The sequence below is a fragment of the Frigoribacterium sp. NPDC087798 genome (assembly GCF_044742985.1).
Lineage (GTDB): Bacteria > Actinomycetota > Actinomycetes > Actinomycetales > Microbacteriaceae > Frigoribacterium.
In genome coordinates this window covers 85418-107527 of sequence record NZ_JBIUVP010000004.1, presented here as the reverse complement: position 1 = coordinate 107527, position 22110 = coordinate 85418, and the positions used below count along the sequence as shown (strand labels likewise).

Annotated in this window: 18 protein-coding genes; 12 read left to right on the top strand and 6 right to left on the bottom strand. The window is 69.9% G+C overall.

The features are described from left to right. Positions 1-41 precede the first annotated feature (41 nt). Positions 42-1109: a DUF4190 domain-containing protein gene (locus tag ACIOSR_RS12010; RefSeq protein WP_402752741.1), complete on the top strand. Its 1068-nt coding sequence runs from the start codon at positions 42-44 to the stop codon at positions 1107-1109. A 150-nt stretch (positions 1110-1259) separates the two neighbouring features. On the opposite strand, the gene ACIOSR_RS12005 is transcribed toward ACIOSR_RS12010, so the two are convergent. Beyond that, positions 1260-2453, bottom strand: a complete 1194-nt coding sequence (locus tag ACIOSR_RS12005) for an SAM-dependent methyltransferase (RefSeq protein WP_402752740.1) — start codon at positions 2451-2453, stop codon at positions 1260-1262. Positions 2454-2597: 144 nt separating this feature from the next. Here ACIOSR_RS12005 and groES point away from each other — a divergent pair, with 144 nt between their 5' ends. The 3 genes from groES (at position 2598) to ACIOSR_RS11990 (ending at position 5556) form a co-directional block, all read left to right on the top strand. Then, a complete protein-coding gene (gene groES / locus ACIOSR_RS12000) occupies positions 2598-2894 on the top strand; it encodes a co-chaperone GroES (protein WP_043595988.1) in 297 nt (98 codons plus the stop codon). A gap of 196 nt (positions 2895-3090) precedes the next feature. Beyond that, positions 3091-4071, top strand: a complete 981-nt coding sequence (gene rarD / locus ACIOSR_RS11995; protein WP_082460051.1) for an EamA family transporter RarD — start codon at positions 3091-3093, stop codon at positions 4069-4071. A gap of 162 nt (positions 4072-4233) precedes the next feature. Then, positions 4234-5556, top strand: a complete 1323-nt coding sequence (locus ACIOSR_RS11990; RefSeq protein WP_056043452.1) for an ABC transporter substrate-binding protein — start codon at positions 4234-4236, stop codon at positions 5554-5556. Positions 5557-6086: 530 nt separating this feature from the next. Here the strand turns inward: ACIOSR_RS11990 and ACIOSR_RS11985 are convergent. The 4 genes from ACIOSR_RS11985 to ACIOSR_RS11970 form a co-directional block, all read right to left on the bottom strand. Beyond that, the gene (locus tag ACIOSR_RS11985) at positions 6087-6809 is read right to left on the bottom strand and encodes an ABC transporter ATP-binding protein (protein ID WP_043595993.1); all 723 of its coding nucleotides are present in this window, start codon (positions 6807-6809) and stop codon (positions 6087-6089) included. Between the two features lie 80 nt (positions 6810-6889). Beyond that, a complete protein-coding gene (locus ACIOSR_RS11980; RefSeq protein WP_123571475.1) occupies positions 6890-8005 on the bottom strand; it encodes an ABC transporter ATP-binding protein in 1116 nt (371 codons plus the stop codon). 43 nt (positions 8006-8048) lie between these two features. Beyond that, entirely contained in the window at positions 8049-9032 is a 984-nt protein-coding gene (locus ACIOSR_RS11975) for a branched-chain amino acid ABC transporter permease (protein WP_056043448.1), read from the bottom strand. A gap of 12 nt (positions 9033-9044) precedes the next feature. Further along, entirely contained in the window at positions 9045-10400 is a 1356-nt protein-coding gene (locus ACIOSR_RS11970; protein ID WP_056043445.1) for a branched-chain amino acid ABC transporter permease, read from the bottom strand. A 359-nt stretch (positions 10401-10759) separates the two neighbouring features. Between ACIOSR_RS11970 and guaB the strand changes: the two genes are divergently transcribed. From guaB to guaA, 8 genes are all read left to right on the top strand, one after another. Next, positions 10760-12262, top strand: a complete 1503-nt coding sequence (gene guaB, locus ACIOSR_RS11965; protein ID WP_402752739.1) for an IMP dehydrogenase — start codon at positions 10760-10762, stop codon at positions 12260-12262. A gap of 47 nt (positions 12263-12309) precedes the next feature. Beyond that, entirely contained in the window at positions 12310-13431 is a 1122-nt protein-coding gene (locus tag ACIOSR_RS11960; protein WP_056043439.1) for a GuaB3 family IMP dehydrogenase-related protein, read from the top strand. 61 nt (positions 13432-13492) lie between these two features. Further along, the gene (locus ACIOSR_RS11955) at positions 13493-15352 is read left to right on the top strand and encodes a glycerol-3-phosphate dehydrogenase/oxidase (RefSeq protein WP_082460137.1); all 1860 of its coding nucleotides are present in this window, start codon (positions 13493-13495) and stop codon (positions 15350-15352) included. A 201-nt stretch (positions 15353-15553) separates the two neighbouring features. Then, entirely contained in the window at positions 15554-16084 is a 531-nt protein-coding gene (locus ACIOSR_RS11950; RefSeq protein ID WP_043595745.1) for a cation:proton antiporter regulatory subunit, read from the top strand. A gap of 4 nt (positions 16085-16088) precedes the next feature. Further along, on the top strand, positions 16089-17600 hold the full coding sequence (locus tag ACIOSR_RS11945; protein ID WP_056043436.1) for a cation:proton antiporter: 1512 nt from the start codon (positions 16089-16091) through the stop codon (positions 17598-17600). Between the two features lie 55 nt (positions 17601-17655). Then, on the top strand, positions 17656-18507 hold the full coding sequence (locus ACIOSR_RS11940) for an SURF1 family protein (RefSeq protein WP_402752738.1): 852 nt from the start codon (positions 17656-17658) through the stop codon (positions 18505-18507). Positions 18508-18582: 75 nt separating this feature from the next. Then, positions 18583-19023, top strand: a complete 441-nt coding sequence (locus tag ACIOSR_RS11935) for a DUF3817 domain-containing protein (protein ID WP_043595742.1) — start codon at positions 18583-18585, stop codon at positions 19021-19023. 92 nt (positions 19024-19115) lie between these two features. Beyond that, positions 19116-20669: a glutamine-hydrolyzing GMP synthase gene (gene guaA, locus ACIOSR_RS11930; protein WP_200412454.1), complete on the top strand. Its 1554-nt coding sequence runs from the start codon at positions 19116-19118 to the stop codon at positions 20667-20669. A 404-nt stretch (positions 20670-21073) separates the two neighbouring features. Here guaA and ACIOSR_RS11925 read toward each other — a convergent pair whose 3' ends face one another. After that, positions 21074-21907 (bottom strand): Bax inhibitor-1/YccA family protein, encoded by an 834-nt coding sequence (locus ACIOSR_RS11925; protein ID WP_173153367.1) that lies wholly within the window; start codon positions 21905-21907, stop codon positions 21074-21076. Positions 21908-22110: the final 203 nt, after the last annotated feature.

The window sequence follows — 22110 nt, the reverse complement described above, 5'->3', positions numbered from 1 at the left end:
TCCGGTGGCACGACCGACGCACCGCTCGCGAAAGGCAGCTGATGGCCACCGACGACACCACCCCCGAGAAGCCGTCCTCGGCGCCGACCGCGCCCTCGGCTCCGACGCCGCCCGCGGCACCCACCGCGCCCCCGACGCGCCCGACCGAGGGTGGCGACGCGGCCACCGCCTCACCGCCGCTGCCTCCCACCGCCTTCCCGGGAGCCGCGTCACAGCAGCCGTCGTCCCAGCCGCCCGCGTCGTCGCCCTACGCCGGGGCCGGCGTGCCGCCGACGGGGTCGGCGCCGTACGGGGCACCCCAGGGCGCCCCGGCGCCGCAGTCCCGTCCGGGTCAGGTCCCGCCGGGTGCTCCTCAGCCGCCCCGGCCGCCCTACGGCCAGCCGGGTGCACAGCCGTCGACAGGGTACGGCCAGCAGGCCTACGGGCAGCAGGCGCAGAACCGGCCGCAGGGCTACGGGCAGCAGCCCGGGTACGGCCAGCAGCCGGGGTACGGCCAGCAGCCTCAGGGTCAGCGACCTGGCTACGGGCAGCCACAGGGGCAGCCCTCGGGCCAAGGCCAGCCTCAGGGCCAGCAGTCGGGGTACGGCCAGCCTCAGGGCTACGGCCAACAGCCTCAGGGGCAGCGGCCCTCCGGGCAGTCCGGTGCGCCGTACGGTCAGCAGTCGTTCGGCCAGCAGGGCCAGCCCGTCGGACAGTACGGACAGCAGCCCTACGGTCAGCAGGGCCAGCCCTACGGCCAGCAGCCGTACGGCCAGCAGGGCCAGCCCGGCGGAGCGTACGGCCAGCAGGCCTACGGCTCGCCCTACCCGCCGTACGCCTCGGCAGGCGCCGCACAGCCCCCGCGCCTCCTCAGCCTCCTGGCGATGATCGGCTCGATCGCCGGTCTCGTGCTCGCACCCGTCACCTTCGGGCTCTCGATCGTGGCTTCCATCGCGGGCATCGTGCTCGGGCACCTGGGCATGTCGCGTGAGCGTCACGCGAGGGGGTTCTGGCTCACCGGGCTCATCGTCGGCTACGCCGGCGTCGTGCTCATCGTGATCGGCTGGATCGCCTTCGGCCTCTTCATCGCCGGCTTCTCGTCGGGTTCCGACTACTACGGCGGGTACTGAGTCCGGCCCCACCTCGGTGGGGCACGAGTGGGCAGGAGGCGTCGCCGCAGGGGCGAGAAGCGTCTTCTGCCCACTCGTGCGTCACCACGAGGGCGCGACGGCGGGGGTCGGGCAGCAGCGAGACCCGCCGCTCTCGCGTCCCGCCCGGCGTCAGACCAGGCGCTCGCAGAGCACGGCGGTGTGCCGCCCCGCGACCCGGGTGAGGACGAGGGTCGCCGACCCGGTCCCCTGCAACGAGAGTCGCTTGCGGAACGTCGCGGGGTCGACGTCGACTCCGCGCTTCTTGATCTCGAGTCGCCCGATGCCCCGGGCCCGCAGCTCGCGCTTCAGCGTCCGCTCGTCGAGCGGGAACGTCTCGAGCACGCGGAATCCCTGCGCGAAGGGGGTGTCGACCCGCGCCTCCGTCGTCAACCAGGCGATGTCGCGACTGATCATCCGGGCGTCGATCGAGCGGGCCAGGTCGCCGATGAGGCGTGCCCGGATCACCGCGCCGTCGGGTTCGTAGAGGTACTCGCCGAGGTCGCCCGGGTCGACGTCGTCCGAGTCGGCTGCGGCCGTCAACTCCGACGCCCCGGAGGCGCCGATCACCAGGGCGGACCGGCCCACTCCCGGCCGCGCGAGCGGCCCGAACCACACGCCCACCTCGACCACGTCGCGGTCGACCGATATCCACTGGCATTCGGCGTCCGTCGGCAGGAGCTCGCGGTCGACGCCCGGACCGAGCTTGACCCCGGTGGGCAGGCGGTCGGCGAAGCCGAAGGCGACGTCGAGGCCGGGGGACCAGTCGGCCGGATCGGCGAGGCGCTTGGTGGCGGTGTGGCCGGACGTCCGTCGCGCCGGGTCGAGGAAGACCCCCTCGACGCCTGCGAGGTCGGTCGTGGCGGCGTCCCCCTGCTCGACCCGTGACGACGGCCACGGCGCGAGGTTGTACGAGGCGACGGCCGCGGTCACCTCGTCGCGGTCGACGGCGAGCACGTCGAGGTCGAGTGCGGCGAAGGCCAGGGCGTCGCCCCCGATGCCGCAGCCCAGGTCGGCGACGCTGCCGATCCCCGCCGCGGCGTAGCGTCCGGCGTGGCGGGCGGCGACCGGGAGGCGCGTGGCCTGTTCGAGGCCCGCCTCGGTGAACAGCATGCGGCTCGCGAACTCGCCGAACTTGGCCACGGCCCGGCCGCGGAGCCGGGCCTGCGTGAGCACCGCCGACACGAGGGCGGGGGAATGGCCTTGCTTGCGCAACGCGGCCACCGTGCCGACGACGTCGTCACCGGAGGCGCCGCCCGCCGGCAGCGAGTCGAGCAGCCGCAGCCCCTCGGGCGAGAGGACTTCGAGCAGCTCGGAGGAATCCATGTCGTCCAGTGTGACGCACGCGGGCAGACGCGTTGGCACTCGGATTGACCGAGTGCCAGTCTCGTCCTACAGTTGTTCTGGCACTCGCCCCCGGCAAGTGCCAGCCCCCATGTTTTCGTAGCACCGAGAAAGAAGAGGTCACCCGTGTCGGTCAGCATCAAGCCGCTCGAAGATCGCATCGTCATTCGTCAGGTCGAAGCCGAGCAGACCACTGCTTCGGGTCTCGTGATCCCCGACACCGCCAAGGAGAAGCCCCAAGAGGGTGAAGTGGTGGCGGTCGGCCCGGGCCGCATCGACGACAACGGCAACCGCGTGCCGCTCGACGTCGCCACCGGCGACAAGGTCATCTACAGCAAGTACGGCGGAACCGAGGTGAAGTACGGCGGAGAAGACCTCCTCGTGCTCTCGGCCCGCGACGTCCTGGCGGTCATCGTCCGCTAGCACCACGGCACGGCTCCGGCCGTGCTCCGCGACCCCGGTCGCCGTCCCGAAGGCCCCTGCTCCGGCAGGGGCCTTCGCCGTGTCGGCACCGTGTCGGCCGACGAGGGCCCGTCCCCAGGCGTCGTCGTCCGTCGATCGATCCACGGTGGCAGGAGTGGCCGTTCCGGCGGCGGGCGCAGCCACCTAGAGTCGCCTGGTGACCTCGACCCGCGCCTCCTCGTCCCCCTCCGCCCCGACTTCGGGGCTCGGCGTCGACGGGGCCGGCGGGGCGGGCCTCGCCTACGCCCTGGGGGCCTACGGGCTCTGGGGCGTCCTGCCGGTGTACTTCCTGCTGCTGGCCCCGGCCGGCCCGTTCGAGATCGTCGCCTGGCGGGTGCTCTTCTCGCTCGTCTTCTGCGCGGTGCTGCTCGTCGTGACGGGGGCGCTGCGCTCGTTCCTGGCCCTGCTGCGACAGCCGCGCCTGGTGGCCACCATGGGGGTGGCCGGCGCGTTCATCGTCGTCAACTGGACGGTCTTCATCTCGGCGACGCTCAGCGGGCACGTGGTCGAGGCGGCGCTCGGGTACTTCATCAACCCGATCGTCACCGTCCTGCTCGGCGTGGTCGTGCTGCGCGAGCGTCTCCGCACGACCCAGTGGGTGGCCGTCGGGCTGAGCGCCGTCGCCGTCCTCGTGATCGCCGTCGGGGCGGGCCGGCCGCCGTTCATCTCGCTCGTCCTCGCGTTCTCGTTCGGGCTCTACGGCCTGGTCAAGAAGCAGGTCGGCGGTCGGGTCGACGCGGTCGGCGGGCTCACGCTCGAGACGCTCTGGATCGCCCCCTTCGCGGCCGTCACCCTGATCGTGCTGCACGTGACGGGCCTCGGCGGCGGCGTCGTGCTCGGCACCGTGAGCGTCGGGCACACCCTCGCCACGATCGGCACGGGCGTGATCACGGCCGTGCCCCTGTTGCTCTTCGCTTCGGCGACGCGTCGGTTGCCCCTGACAACCGTGGGGTTGACCCAGTACGTCGCTCCCGTGCTGCAGTTCGTCGTGGGGGTCGTCGTGCTCGGCGAGCACATGTCGACCGCGCGGTGGGTCGGCTTCGCCATCGTCTGGGTCGCATCGATCGTGCTGACCGTCGACATGGTCCGTGCGGGGCGACGATCACGCCGGCCCCTCGCCGTGGCCCCGACCGCCTAGAAGCGACCATCCCTCGCAAAGTCACGAATGGCTAACGAAACGTCACTTTGACGTCGAGAACACACGCCAGAAACATTCGACCCCTAGTTTCGGACCAATCGCGGCAGGTTCGACCGCCACCGGTCGGGCTGCACTGCCGCTGTCCACGAAAGGGTTCCACGGATGATCCGATCCAGCACCGCCCTCCGAGCACTGGCTCTCGCCGGCGCAGCCTCCGTGCTGCTCGCTGCCTGTTCGACGGCATCTCCCTCTGACGACGCCTCGTCGTCGTCGTCGGCCAAGGCCGATCCCGCCGCCAAGTGCGAGGTCGGGACGCCCAGCACCGATCCCTTCGCGATCGGCACCATGCTGCCGCTGACCGGAACCCTGGCCTACCTCGGCCCGCCCGCCATCGCGGGCGCCAACCTGGCCATCAGCGACATCAACGCCGCCGGCGGCGTGCTCGACCAGCCGGCCGAGATCTCGACCAGCACCGACTCGGGCGACAGCAACGACATGACCGTGTCGAGCAACGCCGCGACGCAGCTGATCGACGCCAAGGTGCCCGTCGTGCTCGGTGCCGAGTCGTCGAGCGTCACGCTCAACGTGGTCGACCAGCTCACCAGCAACTGCATCATCGAGATCTCGCCCGCCAACACGGCGAGCTCGCTCAGCGGCTACTCGTCCTACTACTACCGCACCGCTCCGCCGGACTCGGTGCAGGGCTCGGCGCTCGGCCAGCAGATCACGGCCGACGGCAACGCCAACGTCGCGTTCCTCGTCTTCAACGACACCTACGGCACGGGTCTGCGCGACTCGACGCAGAAGTCGATCGAGAGCTCGGGCGGCACCGTCGTGTACGGCGGCACCGGCAAGGGCGAAGAGTTCCCTCCCGGTCAGACCACCTTCTCGTCCGAGGTGTCGGCGGCCATCGCCGCCGAGCCCGACGCGATCGTCATCCTGGCCTTCGACGAGACCAAGTCGATCGTGCCCGAGCTGAAGAGCCAGGGCTGGGACATGAGCAAGGTCTACATGTCCGACGGCAACACGGCCGACTACAGCGCCGACTTCGAGCCCGGCACCCTCGCGGGCGCCAAGGGCACGATCCCCGGTGCCGACGCGAGCGCCGACTTCAAGTCGAAGCTCGTGGCCGGCTACAAGGCGAGCGAGGGCGGCGACCTGGCCGACTTCTCGTACGCGGCCGAGTCGTACGACGCTGTCATCCTGACCGCTCTCGCGGCACAGGCCGGTGGCGGCACCGACGCCGGGACGATCCAGGCCAACATGGCCGCGGTCTCCGGCGCCGACGGCGGCACCGAGTGCACGACGTACGCGGACTGCAAGACCGCGCTCGACGCCGGTGACGACATCCACTACACCGGCCCCTCGGGCATCGGAGCGTTCAACGACAACAACGACCCGTCGTCCGCCTCGATCGGCGTCTACACGTTCGACGACGACAACAAGCCCGTCTACCAGACCGGCATCGAGGGCAAGGTCGAATAACGGCACCTCGCACCACCCGGGGCCCGGCACGAGTCATCGTGCCGGGCCCTTCGGCGTGCCGAGGGGCGCCGTGTCGGGTCTCCGCCTCGGCCCCGCACCTGTCCGCCCCGCCCCACACCTCGTCACACCGCGTTTCGTGCACCGCACCGCGTCGAGACCGGGTGCGCTGCACGAAACGCGGTGTGCACGACGGCACGTCCCGGCGCCAAGGCCCTTCTGCGTGCCAGGGAGGCGCGGAGGCGGGCCGCAGGACGGTCGCGACGTCCGCGCCCTCCGGGGCCGCGCCTCCTCGTCCCCTGGCCCCACCGGGCGTGGCGTCGCACTCCCTCCGCACCGCGTTTCGTGCACCGCACCGCGTCGAGACCGGGTGCGCTGCACGAAACGCGGCGCGCAGCACCCGCGTCCCCGACGCCAGCGCCCGACGCCAGCGCCCGACGCCGGCGCCCGACGCCGGCGCCGGCGCCGGACGCACGCACGAGGCCCCGACCACGCCGGGGCGTGATCGGGGCCTCAGGGCACCACCGGGGGCGTCAGGACGCGTCGACGTCCTTCGCCAGGGTGCCGAGGTAGAGCTCGATGACCTTGGGGTCGTCGGCCAGCTCGCGGCCGGTGCCCGAGTAGGCGTTGCGGCCCTGGTCGAGGACGTAGCCACGGTCGCAGATCTGCAGGCAGCGGCGGGCGTTCTGTTCGACCATGATCACCGAGACGCCGGCCTTGTTGATGCGGCGGGTGCGGATGAACGTCTCGTCCTGGCGCACGGGCGACAGGCCGGCGGACGGCTCGTCGAGCAGCAGCACCTTCGGGTCCATCATCAGGGCCCTGGCCATGGCGACGGACTGCCGTTCGCCGCCCGAGAGCGAGCCGGCACGCTGGCCGCGACGGTCGGCGAGCACCGGGAACAGGTCGTAGATGACCTCGAGGCGTTCGGCGAACTTCTTGGGCCGCAGGAACATGCCCATCTGCAGGTTCTCCTCGATGGTGAGCGAGGGGAACACGTTGTTGGTCTGCGGGACGAAGCCGACGCCCGCCTCGACCAGCTTGTTGGCCTTGAGGTTCGTGATGTCGGTGCCGCCGAGCGTGACCGATCCCGAGTGGATCTTGACCTGGCCGAAGAGCGCCTTGAGCAGCGTCGACTTGCCGGCGCCGTTCGGGCCGATGATGCCGATCAGTTCGCCGGGGTAGCAGACGAGGTCGCACCCGTTGAGGATGTTGACGCCGGGCAGGTAGCCCGCGACGAGGTCCGTCGCGTTCATCACCGGCTCGACGCCCGCGAACTTCTCGGTGCCCGGGTGCTTGGCCGCGGTGGTGGCGCCCGCGCCGTCCTGTGCCGTGCTCATCGCTTGTCTCCGCTCTGCCGTCCGTCGGACAGCTGGTCGTCGGCCGCGTTCGTGGCCTGCGGGGTCGAGGGGTCGGGGTGGCCGGGCAGGTCGCGTCCGGCGACGCCGCCCGTCGACGAGGAGGCGCTGGTCGCCTCGGCCGCGCGGGCCGCGTCCTCGCGTGCCACCTCTTCTTCGAGTTGTTCGAGCGTGGCGTCGTCGAGCAGCGAGTCGTCGCCCAGGTCGGTGTCGTGGTGCGCGCCCAGGTAGGCGTCGATGACGGCCTGGTCGTCCATGACCGTGTCGGCCGGGCCCTCGGCCACGATGCGACCCTCGGCCATGACGATCACCCAGTCCGAGATGTGGCGGACCATGTGCATGTCGTGCTCGACGAAGAGCACCGTGGTGCCGTCGTCGCGCAGGCTCTGGATGTGCCCCAGCAGCGACTGCGTCAGCGCCGGGTTCACGCCGGCCATCGGCTCGTCGAGCATGATCATGGCCGGATCGCTCATCAGGGCACGGGCCATCTCGAGCAGCTTGCGCTGGCCGCCCGAGAGGCTGCCGGCGAAGTCGTCCTTCTTCTCGAGCAGCTTGAACCGGGCGAGGAGGTCCTCGGCCTTGGCCTCGATCTCGCGCTCGCGCTTGCGCCAGAGCGGCGCGACGATCGCGACGAAGAAGTTCTCCCCGGGCTGGTCCTTCGCGCCCAGCAGCATGTTCTGCATCACCGTGAGCCGCGAGAGCGCCTTGGTGAGCTGGAACGTGCGCACCATGCCCGAGCGGGCGACCTTGGCGGCGCCGACGTTGCCCATGGCCTTGCCCTCGAACACCCATTTCGCGACGCCCGGGCCGCTGCGCTTGAACGCCGTGGGGGCCGACGAGGCCTTGTCGAAGCCGGTCAGCAGGTTGAAGAAGGTCGTCTTGCCGGCGCCGTTGGGGCCGATCAGCGCCGTGATGGCACCGCGCTGCACCTCGACGTGGCCGACGTCGACGGCGGTCATGCCGCCGAAGCGTCGGACGACGTTGTCGACCGTGAGGATCGGGTCGGGCTTGGCCGACCCGGGGGTCCGCTCGACGGTGGTGAGCTTCGAACGCAGGACGCTGCGGTCGTAGTCGTAGCCCTCGCGTCGGGGCAGCGTGCTGCCGCTCGAGGCCGGTCCGTTGGTGGTGCTCGAGGTGTCAGACACTGAACGCCAACTCCTTCTTCTTTCCGAGGATGCCCTGTGGCCTGAAGATGATCAGCAGCATGAGGGCGATGCCGACGAGGATGTACGAGAACTGCTCGGCCTGCTGGCCGTTCATGATGCTCGACGGGATGAAGTCGCCGGCGAGGGTGCGCACCAGCAGGCGGGTGACGAAGAACAGGATCGCTCCGAGCACCGGGCCGAAGACGGTGGCGGCACCACCGAGCAGCAGGGCCGTCCAGATGAAGAAGGTCATCGACCGTCCCATGCTGTCGGGCTGCACCGAGCTGGGCAGCACGTAGATGATGCCGGCGAGCGACCCCATCAGCGCGCCGAGCACGAGCGCCTGCATCTTGTACGAGTAGACGTTCTTGCCGAGGCTGCGCACGGCGTCCTCGTCCTCACGGATGCCCTTGAGCACGCGGCCCCACGGGCTGCGGCTGAGCAGGAAGACCAGGAGGCTGAGGAGGGCGACGATGCTCCAGCCGGCGATGCGGATCCACCAGCCGTTGACGCCGTTGTTCTCGTAGGTGAACCACAGGATCGTCGTCTGGCCGTCGGGCAGCGGCGAGAGGGCGGTGAAGGCCTCGCGGTACGAGGCCCCGGGGATGCCGTTCGAGCCACCCGTCGTGGTCGTCAGGATGCTCGACCGTCCCACGTACCGGATGATCTCGGCAGAACAGATGGTGACGATGGCCAGGTAGTCGCCCCTCAGCTTCAGCGTCGGCACGCCGAGGATGAGCGCGAAGACCAACGAGCAGAGCAGGGCGATGATGACGGCGAGCCCGAGGGGCAGGCCGTTGCTGATCGAGATGGCGAAACCGTAGGCACCGAGCAGCAGGAACGCCGCCTGGCCCATGTTGATCAGGCCGGTGAAGCCGAAGTGGATGTTCAGGCCGATCGCCGCGATGGCGAAGGCGGCCGTCGTGGGCGCGAGGGCCTCGGCGCTCAGCGCCCGCAGGAGTTCGATGAAGTACATGGTCGTGTCCCCTTAGCCCACTCGTTCTTTTCGCCCGAAGATGCCCTGTGGTCTGAACACGAGGATCAGGATCAGGATCAGCAGCGCCGTCGCGTACTTGAAGTCGCCGGGCAGCCAGATGTTGGTCAGCTCGACGATGATGCCGATGATCAGCGAACCGACCAGGGCCCCGAAGGCCGTGCCGAGGCCGCCCAGGGTGACGGCGGCGAAGATCAGCAGCAGGATCTGCAGGCCGGTCATCCAGTTGACGCCGTTGAGCACGAGGCCGAGCATGACGCCCGAGAGGCCGGCCAGGCCGGCGGCCAGCGTCCAGACCAGGCGGATGATGCGGTCGACGTCGATGCCCGAGGCCGCGGCGAGGGCCGGGTTGTCCGACACGGCGCGGGTGGCGCGGCCGGTGCGGGTCTTCAGCAGGAACAGTCCCGTGCCGACCAGCACGACCACCGAGATCGCCATGGCGACGTACGACTGGACGGTGAGGGTCACGCCGAGGAAGTCGACGGTGGTCGGGTTGTCGCGGTCGATGCGCACGGTGCCGGCGCCGTAGAAGTACTGGAAGGCGTACTGCAGGGCGATCGAGAGGCCGATGGTCACGATCATCAGCTGCGTGAGGCTGAGTCGGCGCTTCCGCAGCGGTTTCCAGATCGCGAGGTCCTGCAGGTAGCCCGTCGCCGCACAGATCACCGTGCTGAGCACCGCGGCCAGGATCAGTGGCACCCCGATCGAGGTGAACGAGTAGGCCAGCAGACCGCCGAGGGTCACCTGCTCGCCGTGCGAGAAGCTGCTGAGGCCCGTCGTGCCGTAGATCAGCGACAGGCCGATGGCGGCGAGGGCGAGCAGCAGGCCGAGCCGGATGCCCGAGGCGAACTGCTGCGCGAAGCGGTCCCAGTTGAAGCTCGACGCGGTCGCGGCTCCGCTCGTGGCGCCTTCCTCGGCGGTGAGGGCGAACAGGGCGCTCGCCGTGGCGCCGAGGTTCACGGTCACGGTGCGCTCGGCGTTGTCGGCGTTCACCAGGAACTGGCCGTCGGGCAGGGTGTCCTGGTCGACCGTCACGGTGTAGCTGCCGGCCTCGGTCACCGCGATGCTCCACCGACCGGTGTCGTCGGTGGTCGCGGTCTGCTCGTCGCCGGTCGCGTTCGTCGCGGTCACGTCGACGCCCGAGGCGGGTTCCCGCTCGCTGTCGTTGATCGTTCCCTGGATGCAGCCGGTCGTCGCGTCGGTGGTGCAGGCGGCGGCCGCGGCGTGGGCGGCCGTCGGGGCGAAGGCCCCCATGAAGGTCGCCAGGAGTCCGAGCAGTACGGCGGAGGCCGTCACGATCAGGGACTGCCGCAGCCGTGGCCGCGACGCGATGGTCGTCGAGAGTCTCACAAAACCTCCTGGTGGGAAGCGCCCCGTCGAGATTCGGGCGGTCTCGTTCTGCTCCCGGGGCGTCGTCGTCGCTGACAGTAACTCCGCTGTGTGTCGAGCATGTTTCAGGTGCGCGACGGAGTGGAGTCGGTACAGAATCCCCCATGTCGAGCGAGAATCACGAATCTTCCGTGTGTCGGATCGGTAACGGTGCCGTTCCGTTGCGTCCCGGGGGGCCGCGCGCGCCTCCTCGGCGATGCGGCGGGTGCGCCGCCGAGAGGAATGCAGGAGGCGCGGGCTGGGTTAATATCGACTACCGGGCTCGACGGCGATCCGGTGCCAACCCACCCACCCTCATCTCGCTCCTTCGAAGGGGACTCATGGACCAGCCGGACCCGTTCGGATTCATCGGACTCACCTACGACGACGTCATGCTGCTTCCGGGCCGCACCGACGTCATCCCGAGCGAGACCGACACCTCGTCGCAGCTCACCAAGCGCATCCGGGTCGCGGTGCCGCTGCTCTCGGCCGCGATGGACACCGTGACCGAGTCGCGCATGGCCATCGCCATGGCGCGCCAGGGCGGCATCGGCATCATCCATCGCAACCTCTCGATCGCCGACCAGGCCGCGCACGTCGACAAGGTCAAGCGCAGCGAGTCGGGCATGATCACCAACCCCGTCACGACGACGCCCGACGCCACGGTGGCCGAGGTCGACGCGCTCTGCGGGCAGTTCCGCGTCTCGGGCCTGCCGGTCGTCGAGGGCGACGGCACGCTGGTCGGCATCATCACGAACCGCGACATGCGATTCGTCTCGCCGTTCGAGATGTCGACGACGCTCGTCCGCGACGTCATGACGAAGGCGCCGCTGATCACCGCGCCCGAGGGCGTCGACCCCGACTCGGCGATCGCCATCTTCGCGCAGCACAAGATCGAGAAGCTTCCCCTGGTCGACGAGTCCGGGCACCTGCGCGGCCTCATCACCGTCAAGGACTTCGACAAGAGCGAGAAGTACCCCGACGCCACGAAGGACGACGAGGGCCGCCTGCGGGTCGGCGCCGCGATCGGCTTCTTCGGCGACGCGTGGGAGCGCGCCAGCGCCCTGCGCGACGCGGGGGTCGACGTGCTCGTGGTCGACACCGCCAACGGCGAGAGCTCGGGCGAGCTCGACATGATCCGTCGCATCAAGGCCGACCCGAGCTTCGCGCACATCGACGTCATCGGCGGCAACGTCGCCACGCGCAGCGGCGCCCAGGCCCTGATCGAGGCCGGCGCCGACGCCATCAAGGTCGGCGTGGGTCCGGGCTCCATCTGCACCACCCGCGTCGTCGCGGGCGTCGGCGTGCCCCAGGTCACGGCCGTCTACGAGGCGTCCCTCGCCGCTCGCGAGGCCGGCGTCCCGGTCATCGCCGACGGTGGGCTGCAGTACTCGGGCGACATCGCCAAGGCCCTGGTGGCCGGCGCCGACACGGTCATGCTCGGTTCGCTGCTCGCCGGCTGCGACGAGAGCCCTGGCGACCTGGTGTTCGTCAACGGCAAGCAGTTCAAGAACTACCGCGGCATGGGCTCGCTGGGTGCGATGCAGACGCGTGGCAAGAACACGTCGTACTCGAAGGACCGCTACTTCCAGGCCGACGTGCCGAGCGACGACAAGCTCATCCCCGAGGGCGTCGAGGGTCAGGTGCCCTACCGCGGCGCGCTCAACAACGTCGTGTACCAGCTCAGCGGTGGTCTCCGTCAGTCGATGTTCTACGTCGGAGGCCGCACCGTGGCCGAGCTCAAGGCGAACGGCAAGTTCGTCCGCATCACCGCCGCCGGCCTGAAGGAGAGCCACCCGCACGACCTGCAGATGGTCGTCGAGGCCCCCAACTACCGCCGGTGATGCCGCCGGGCCGGGGGCGCGACCCCCGGCTCCGGTAGGGTGGCACGGTGACTGAGGTAGAGATCGGCGTCTCCAAGCGAGCCCGCCGCGCGTACGCGTTCGACGACATCGCCATCGTTCCGAGCCGGCGTACGCGCGACCCGCGCGACGTCTCGGTCGGGTGGTCGATCGACGCGTTCCAGTTCGAGTCGCCGGTCATCGCCGCGCCCATGGACTCGGTGGTCAGTCCGGCCACGGCCATCCGCATCGGCCAGCTCGGCGGCCTCGGCGTCCTCGACCTCGAGGGCGTCTGGACGCGCTACGACGACCCCGAGCAGGTGCTGGCCGAGATCCGCGAGCTCTCCGACGACGACTCGGTCGCCCGCATGCAAGAGATCTACAGCGAGCCGATCAAGCCCGAGCTCGTCCGCGACCGCCTCGCCGAGATCCGCGCCGCCGGGGTCACCGTGGCCGGCGCCCTCAGCCCGCAGCGCACCCAAGACCTGTACCAGACGGTCGTCGACGCCGGCGTCGACCTCTTCGTCATCCGGGGCACGACGGTCAGCGCCGAGCACGTCGCGAAGAACAGCGAGCCGCTGAACCTCAAGAAGTTCATCTACGAGCTCGACGTCCCCGTCATCGTCGGTGGCGCCTCGACCTACACGGCCGCCCTGCACCTGATGCGCACCGGTGCCGCCGGCGTCCTCGTCGGGTTCGGGGGCGGCGCAGCCAGCACGACCCGCGCCTCCTTGGGCATCCACGCTCCCATGGCGAGCGCCGTGGCCGACGTGGCGGGCGCGCGCCGCGACTACCTCGACGAGTCGGGCGGGCGCTACGTGCACGTCATCGCCGACGGGGGCCTGGGCACCTCGGGCGACCTGGTCAAGGCCATCGCCTGCGGCGCCGACGCCGTCATGCTGGGCGCCGCGCTGGCCCGGGCCGACGACGTGCCCGGCGGTGGCTACCACTGGGGCGCCGAGGCGCACCACCCCGAACTGCCCCGCGGCCGACGCATGCACGTGGGCACGATCGGCTCGCTCGAGAAGATCCTCTACGGTCCCGCCACGACGGTCGACGGCACGTCGAACATCATGGGCGCGCTGCGTCGTTCGATGGCGACCACCGGCTACAGCGACCTGAAGGAGTTCCAGCGCGTCGAGGTGGTTGTGGCCCCCTACCAGCCTCACTAGCGTTTGATGGGGTGGTCCGGTCGAGAGACCGGGCCGACCGAATCCAACGATGGAGGCTCGCATGGCCAAGTCCGCGTCCGTTTCGCTCTCCACGAAGCTCGGCCCCGACGAACGGGCCGCAGCCGTCGAGGCGTTGAAGACGAAAGAACTCGACATCCTCGTGATCGGGGGTGGCATCGTCGGTGCGGGTTCCGCGCTCGACGCCGTGACCCGTGGGTTGAGCGTCGGCATCGTCGAGGCCCGTGACTGGGGCTCCGGCACGTCGAGTCGCTCGTCGAAGCTCGTGCACGGTGGCATCCGCTACCTCGAGCAACTGAACTTCCGTCTCGTGCGCGAGGCACTGATCGAGCGTGGCCTGCTGCTGCAACGCCTGGCACCGCACCTGGTGAAGCCCGTGCGGTTCCTCTACCCGCTCAGCAAGCCGGTCTACGAGCGGTTCTACATCGGTGCCGGAATGGCGCTCTACGACATCTTCAGCTGGACCGGTGGTCGCCCGCCCGGCGTCCCCCACCACCGTCACCTCACCAAGACGCAGGTGCTCCGCGCCATCCCGAGCCTGTCGAAGGACGCGGTCGTCGGCGGCCTCACCTACTACGACGCCCAGGTCGACGACGCCCGGTACGTCTCGTCGCTGGTGCGCACCGCGTCGAGCTACGGCGCCCACGCGGCGAGCCGCATCCGGGTCGAGGGCTTCGTCAAGGTGGGCGAGCGGGTCGTCGGCGTGAAGGCGCACGACTACCAGACCGGCGAGCACTTCGAGATCCGCGCCAAGCAGGTCGTCAACGCGACCGGCGTCTGGACGGACGACACGCAGGCCATGGTCGGCGAGCGGGGACAGTTCAAGGTGCGGGCGTCGAAGGGCGTGCACCTCGTGGTGCCGCGCGACCGCATCCACTCCGACATGGGCATGATCTTCCGCACCGAGAAGAGCGTCCTGTTCGTCATCCCGTGGGGCCGCCACTGGCTCGTGGGCACGACCGACACCGACTGGGACCTCGACAAGGCCCACCCCGCGGCGACGGCGGCCGACATCGACTACATCCTCGAGCACGTCAACAAGGTCATGGCCGTGCCGCTCACCCGGGCCGACGTCGAGGGCGTCTACGCCGGTCTGCGTCCGCTGCTGGCGGGCGAGTCCGACCAGACGTCGAAGCTCTCGCGCGAGCACATCGTCGCCCACACCGTGCCGGGCCTCGTCGTCGTGGCCGGCGGCAAGTGGACGACCTACCGGGTCATGGCCGAGGACGCCATCGACGAGGCCGTCGCGGCCCTCGACGGCCGCATCCCGTCGAGCACCACGATGGAGATCCCGTTGATCGGCGCCGAGGGGTACCACGCGGCGTGGAACAAGCGCGGCAAGATCGCGAAGGCGTTCGGCGTCCACAAGGTGCGCATCGAGCACCTGCTCAACCGGTACGGCACCACGACCGACGAGATCCTCGACCTCATCCGCGACGACCCCTCGCTCGCCGAGCCCCTCCCCGGGGCCGACGACTACATCCGCGCCGAGGTCGTCTACGCCGCGAGCCACGAGAGCGCCCTGCACCTCGAGGACGTGCTCGCCCGCCGCACCCGCATCTCGATCGAGGCGTGGGACCGGGGCGAGTCCGCCGCTCCCGTCGCCGCCAAGCTGATGGCGGGCGTGCTCGGCTGGAGCGACGACGAGGCCGAGGCCGAGGTGGCCAACTACCTCAAGCGGGTCGCCGCCGAGCGGGCGAGCCAGCTCGAGCCCGACGACGAGTCGGCCGACCGCGTCCGCCTCGAGGCGCCCGACATCACCTTCGGCTTCGACGAGGACGACATGGTCGTCGCCGGTGCCGACCAAGGAGGCGCGCCCAAGCCGGGCGAGGAGGTCACCGAGCCCGCGGGCACACCGGGCGACGACACCTCGGCGGGCAGCCCGGGCGGCCGCCAGGGTTGATGCCCGGTCGCTCGCGCGACCACCTGCAGGAGGCGCGGTGCCCGTTCGTCGGGCACCGCGCCTCCCGCGGTTCCTCCGTCCGCGGACGCGGGAACACCTGTGGAGGGTGACGGGTTGTCCCCACCGTGAGCAGCCCGGCTGTCGCGGCCGAACCCGCCGCTAGGCTGAGACGACTGCCCCCGAGTCCACTGGAGACGAACCATGGTTGACGTGCGTCGAGTCAAGCTCCCCGGCGTGGGTGTGCTGCACACCTTCATCACCGACGACGGCGGCAAATGCGGTGTCATCACGCACCGCTCGGGTCACAGCGACCTCATCACGTTCAGCGACGACGTCGACGGCGACCACGTCAAGAAGGTCTCGCTGCGCCTCAGCGAGGATGAGGCGCACACGCTCGCCGAACTGCTCGGCGGCACGCGCATCACCGAGTCGCTCTCGGCCCTCGACCAGATCCCCGGCCTCAGCATCGACTGGTTCACGGTCGACTACGACGACCACATCGCCGGTCAGCCGCTCGGCGACCTCGGCGCCAAGGGCGTCGTCGGCCTGACCGTCGTGGCGGTCGTCCGGGGCGACGCGGCCAACCCGGCGCCGTCGGGCGACTTCAAGGTGTTCCCCGGTGACACGCTCGTCGTGGCCGGTTCACCCGAGAAGGTCGCCAAGGCGTTCTCGTTCTACCGCACGGGCGAGCTCAAGCACCGCTCGCCGGTCGACGCCCCGCCCGGGGGCTAGGCCGATGCATCTGGGTGAAGAGCTGATCGTCCTCGGCATCCTGCTGCTGATCGCGTACGTGCTCGGCCGCGCCGGCAAGCTGATCGGCCTGCCGTCGATCCCGATCTACATGATCGTCGGCCTGCTCGCCAGCACGAACACGGGGTGGTTCCCGCTCAGCTTCGAGTCCGACAACATCGAGTTGATCGCCATCTTCGGGTTGATCCTGTTGCTGTTCAACCTCGGCCTCGAGTTCGACCAAGACGAATTCTTCTCGAACGCGGGGCGGCTCATCGTCTCGGGCGGCAGCTACATCGCCATCAACATGGGCGTCGGGCTGATCTTCGGCTTCATGCTCGGGTGGGGCACGCGCGAGGCGCTGATCATCGCGGGCATGACGGCGACGTCCTCGAGTGCGATCGTCACCAAGCTGCTGATCGAGTTGAACCGCCTGGCGAACCGCGAGACGCCGATGATCCTCGGCGTCACGGTCGTCGAAGACATCTTCATCGCCATCTATCTCGCGATCGTGTCCGTCGTGCTCAGCGGCGAGACCGACCCCGGGCCGGTGATCCTTAAGCTCGGCATCGCCTTCGCGTTCCTCGTCGTGATGTTCGGCGTGGCCCGATGGGGTGGTCGCGTCGTCTCCCGGCTCATGCGCACACGTGACGACGAACTCTTCACCGTGCTGTTCTTCGGGCTGGCCGTGCTCTTCGCGGGACTCGGCGAGGTGCTCGGGGTGACCGACGCGATCGGCGCGTTCCTCATCGGCCTGATCATCGGGGCCACGAAGTTCCGCAACCGGGTCGAGCAGTTCGCCCTGCCCATGCGCGACGTCTTCGGGGCGTTCTTCTTCCTGAACTTCGGCCTCGGGCTCAACCCGGCCCTGTTCCCGAGCGTGCTCGGCCCCGTGGCCATCGCCGTGGGCATGACCGTGCTGCTCAACGTGGGTGCCGGGCAGTTCGTCGCGTGGCTCAACAAGCTGGGGCCGCAGGCGGGCATCAACACTACGGTCATCCTGGTCAACCGGGGCGAGTTCGCGTTGATCCTGGCGACCTTGTCCGCGGGTGCGGGTCTCGACGAGCGGTTGCAGCCCTTCGCCGGTCTGTACGTGCTGATCATGGCGGTGCTCGGGCCGGTCCTCGCCTCGAACAGCGAGCGCATCGGCTCGGTGCTGTTGCGGTCGCGCAAGAAGGCCGAGCGTGCCGAGGCCGAGGCCCGTCGTCTCGAACGCGAGGCGCGCAGCGGTGACGAGATCGCCCTGATGGAGGCCGCCCTCGCCGGTGACGACCTCGACCAGGCCGAGGTCACCGAGGACGACGACGAGCGCGAGACCGAGCGGGTCCGGGCCGGTGCGGCGCGGGCCGCCGCAGGCCGGGTCGACACCACGCGACACGGGGCCGACGGTGATGCCGACGCCGACGACGACCTGGACGACCTCGACGCGATGGACGCCGACGAGGCCCGCATCTGGGCCGAGCAGGCGGGCCAACAGAGCGACCAGCGGGCCACGCGCCGACGCGACCCCGAGTACTGAACCGCTCGCCGTCGTCCCAGCGGGTTCGTGGGCGACGCGAGGTACGATCGCCTCCGTGACCCAGACCGAGCAGCGCCCCGCCCTCCTCGGCGTCGACGGCGAACCGCTGCCCGCGACCATGTGGCACGTCGCCCGTCGACCCCGCTGGATCGCCCTGCTCGGCCTCGCCCTCGTCGTGGCGGCGATTTTCGCCTGGCTCGGGCACTGGCAGATCGAGCGCAGCGTCGAGAGCGTGCAGGTCGTCAACCCCGAGACCGAGACCAGCAAGGTGCTGTCGTCCGTCGCGGCCCCGCAGACGCCCTTCGCCGATTCGCTCGGTGCCCAGCGCGTGTCCGTCACCGGTGAGTTCGACCCGGACGACTTCGCCGTCATCGGTGACCGCGTCAACGGTGGCGAGACCGGCTACTGGCTGATCGGCCGTTTCGTCGACGACGCCAACGGCGCCTCGCTGCCCGTGGGGCTCGGCTGGTCCGCGACCCGCGAGGGCGCCGAGGCCGCCGAGCCGTCCGTGGCCGCGACCTCGACCGTCACGGTCGAGGGCCGTTACTTCCCGTCCGAGTCGCCGACCGAGAGCGACTTCGAGAGCGGTGCGCAGACCGTCGTGTCCGTGGCCGCGCTGATCAACGAGTGGCCCGGCTTCGACGGCCAGGTCTACGGCGGCTACGTCGTCTCCGACTCCGCACCCGCGTCGCTGAGCGAGATCGACTCCGCGCCTCCGGCGTCCGACGTGCAGTTCAACTGGCTCAACGTCTTCTACGCGATCGAATGGGTCGTCTTCGCCGGCTTCGCCGTCTTCCTCTGGTTCCGGCTCGTCCGCGACGCGTTCGAGCGCGAGCACGAAGAAGCCGAGGAGGCGCGGGCCGAGGCGGACGCGCGCGGCGCGACCCAGCCGACCCGCGCCTCCTGACCCCGCGCGTCCCGACCTTTCGACGTCGACAGGTGCCGTCCTGGCGCAGGGGTGGGCGCGGCTAGAATCGTCCCCATGCCTCTGAAGCCCCGGCAACGCGACATCCCGAAGATCCCGGGTGCCGTCAGGTTCTACAAGATCTCGGCGTACGTCACCGGCGTGATGCTGCTGCTGCTCATCTTCGAGATGCTCTTCAAGTACACGCCCCTGCAGCTCGAGATGCAGCTCGGCGGTCAGGGCGGGTTCCTCGTGCCGGTCGACTCGACCACGGGCTTCAACCTGTCGACCGCGATCCTCATCGCGCACGGTTGGCTCTACGTCGTCTACCTCTTCGCCGACTTCCGTCTCTGGAGCTTGATGCGGTGGCCGTTCTCGCGGTTCTTCCTCATCGCGCTCGGCGGCGTCGTGCCCCTGCTCTCGTTCTTCGTCGAGAGCCACATGACCAAGCTCGCGACGCGGCAGTACGAAGCCCTGACCGCCGAGACCACCCCCACGACCGAGGGAGCCCCCGCGTGACCGACGCACCCGAGACCGCCGAGGCGTCGGCGACGACCGCCGCCACGGCCCCCGCACCGGCCGACCGCGCGCCCGAGACCGCGCAGAGCCCCGTGCTCGTGGTCGACTTCGGCGCCCAGTACGCGCAGCTGATCGCCCGGCGCGTGCGTGAGGCCAACGTCTACAGCGAGATCGTGCCGCACACGATCACCGCGGCCGAGATCGCCGAGAAGAACCCCGTGGGCATCGTCCTCAGCGGTGGTCCGTCGAGCGTCTACGAAGAAGGCGCGCCGAGCATCGACGCGGGCATCTTCGACCTCGACATCCCCGTGCTGGGCATCTGCTACGGCTTCCAGGCCATGGCCAAGGCGCTCGGCGGCGAGGTCTCGCAGACCGGCCAACGTGAGTACGGCGCCACCGACGTCACGCTCGCCGAGGGCGACAGCACGCTGCTGTCGGGCCAGCCGGCCTCGCAGACGACGTGGATGAGCCACGGCGACTCGGTGTCGAAGGCCCCCGAGGGCTTCGACGTGCTGGCCTCGAGCGCGTCGACCCCCGTCGCCGCGTTCTCGAGCGACGCCCGCAAGCTCTACGGCGTCCAGTGGCACCCCGAGGTCAAGCACTCGTCGTACGGCCAGGCCGTGCTCGAGAACTTCCTGCACCGCGCCGCCGGCATCCCCGCCGACTGGAACAGCGGCAACGTCATCGCCGAGCAGGTCGCCCGCATCCGCGAACAGGTCGGTGACTCTCGCGTCATCTGCGGCCTCTCGGGCGGGGTCGACTCGGCCGTCGCGGCCGCCATCGTCCACGAGGCCGTCGGCGACCAGCTGATCTGCGTCTTCGTCGACCACGGTCTGCTGCGCGCCGACGAGCGTCGTCAGGTCGAAGAGGACTACGTCGCCTCGACCGGTGTGCGACTCGTCACGATCGACGCCGAGCAGCAGTTCCTCGACGCCCTCGCCGGGGTGACCGACCCCGAGCAGAAGCGCAAGATCATCGGCCGCGAGTTCATCCGCAGCTTCGAGGCCGCCGCCGAGGCACTGGTGCTCGAGGCCGCGGCCGAGGGCGACTCGGCCGTGAAGTTCCTCGTGCAGGGCACCCTCTATCCCGACGTCGTCGAGAGCGGTGGCGGTACGGGCACGGCGAACATCAAGAGCCACCACAACGTGGGCGGCTTGCCGGAAGACCTGCAGTTCGAGCTCGTCGAGCCGCTGCGCACCCTCTTCAAGGACGAGGTGCGCGCGATCGGGCGCGAGCTCGGTCTGCCCGAGGTCATCGTCGGGCGTCAGCCGTTCCCCGGCCCCGGTCTCGGCATCCGCATCGTGGGCGAGGTGACGCACGAGCGACTCGAGTTGCTGCGTGCGGCCGACGCGATCGCGCGGGCCGAGCTGACCGCGGCCGGCCTGGACGACGAGATCTGGCAGTGCCCCGTGGTGTTGCTCGCCGACGTCCGCTCGGTGGGTGTGCAGGGCGACGGTCGTACGTACGGCCACCCGATCGTGCTGCGTCCGGTGTCGTCCGAGGACGCGATGACGGCCGACTGGACGCGTCTGCCCTACGACGTGCTGGCCCGCATCTCGAACCGCATCACGAACGAGGTGGACGGCGTCAACCGCGTCGTTCTCGACGTCACCTCCAAGCCCCCGGGAACGATCGAATGGGAATGACCGGGCTGTTTTCGATGCGAAGCATCGAGCCCGGTCATTCCGGGGGAGCCTGCGACCCCGGTGCCCACCAGTAGCCGCGAACGTGGAGTGAGGGAGACCTCCCGCGAAGCGCAGTGACGCGAAACCCCCTCCGGCAGACACCTGCCCGAGGGGGTTTCGTCGTCTCCGCGGGATGTCGTCGTTGCTGGATCTAGGGGTGGTCTCGGGCCAGGGCGCAAACGAGCGGGCAGAACGTGCTCTTCACCCGCCCGCGAACAGCACCTTCTGCCCACTCGGCCATCGACCCCCACCCCCTCGGCCGTCGACCCCCACCCCCTCGGCCGTCGACCCCCACACACGGAAGCGGGGCCCGTCCCGGTCGGAACGAGCCCCGCTTCGGGGTGCTGCTGGTGGCGCCGCGCTGGCTAGTCGCTGCCGCGCAGGATGGCGAGCATGCGCAGGATCTCGACGTAGAGCCAGATCACGGTCATGACGATGCCGAAGGCGGCCGACCAGGCATAGATGCGGGGTGCGCCGCGCTCGACGCCGGTCTTGACCTGGTCGAAGTCGAGGACCAGCGAGTACGCGGCCATGATCACGACGAGGATGCCCAGGATGAAGCCGAGCGGGATGCCGAAGATCTCCATGCCGCGGAGGCCCCAGGGGTTGCTGTTCGCACCGAAGATCATCAGACCGAAGTTGATCAGCGAGAAGACGCCGTAGCCGATCATCGCGATCATGAAGACCTTGGTGGCCTTGGCCGACGCGCGGATCTTGCCACTCTTGAAGAGCAGCAGGGTCGTGGCGAACACCGCGACGGTGCCGATCAGGGCCTGGGTGACGATGCCGTCCCACTGGCTCTCGAAGATCGACGAGATGCCACCGACGAAGAGGCCCTGTGCCGCCGAGTAGGCGAGCACGAGCCCGGGGGAGGGCTTCTTCTTGAAGATGTTGACGAGCGCCAGCACGAAGCCGGCGATGGCCCCGACGAAGGCGAGGGCCGGGATGAACCATCCGATGGCCGCACCGACGAGCACGACACCGAACGCGAACAGCGTCTTGGTGATGGTGTCTTCGTAGGTCATGCGGTCGGTCTGCGTGGGGCCGGCGGCGGGCTGCGAGTAGAGCTGCTGCAGCTGTTCGGCGGTCATGCCGTTGTACTCGACCGGCTGGGCTGCGCCCTGCTGCTGACGGATGACGGGCCCGCCGTTCTTCGAGAAGGCCGGCGACTGACTGAAGCCGGGATTCGAGAATGCCAAGGGGTTCCTCTTCTGATCGCTAGGGATGTGTGGATCGCCCGCGCAGGTTCACGAAGGCGTTTCCGTACAGATGAGGCTAACGCCTGTCGTGCAACGAATGGCTGAAGATCTGCCTGATGAGAGCCGCATTCTCGCAGGGCGAACGTGCGTGCCGTGCATCTTTTGCGTCTGCGGGGGGCGAGACGCCTCGTCCCCAGGGACCG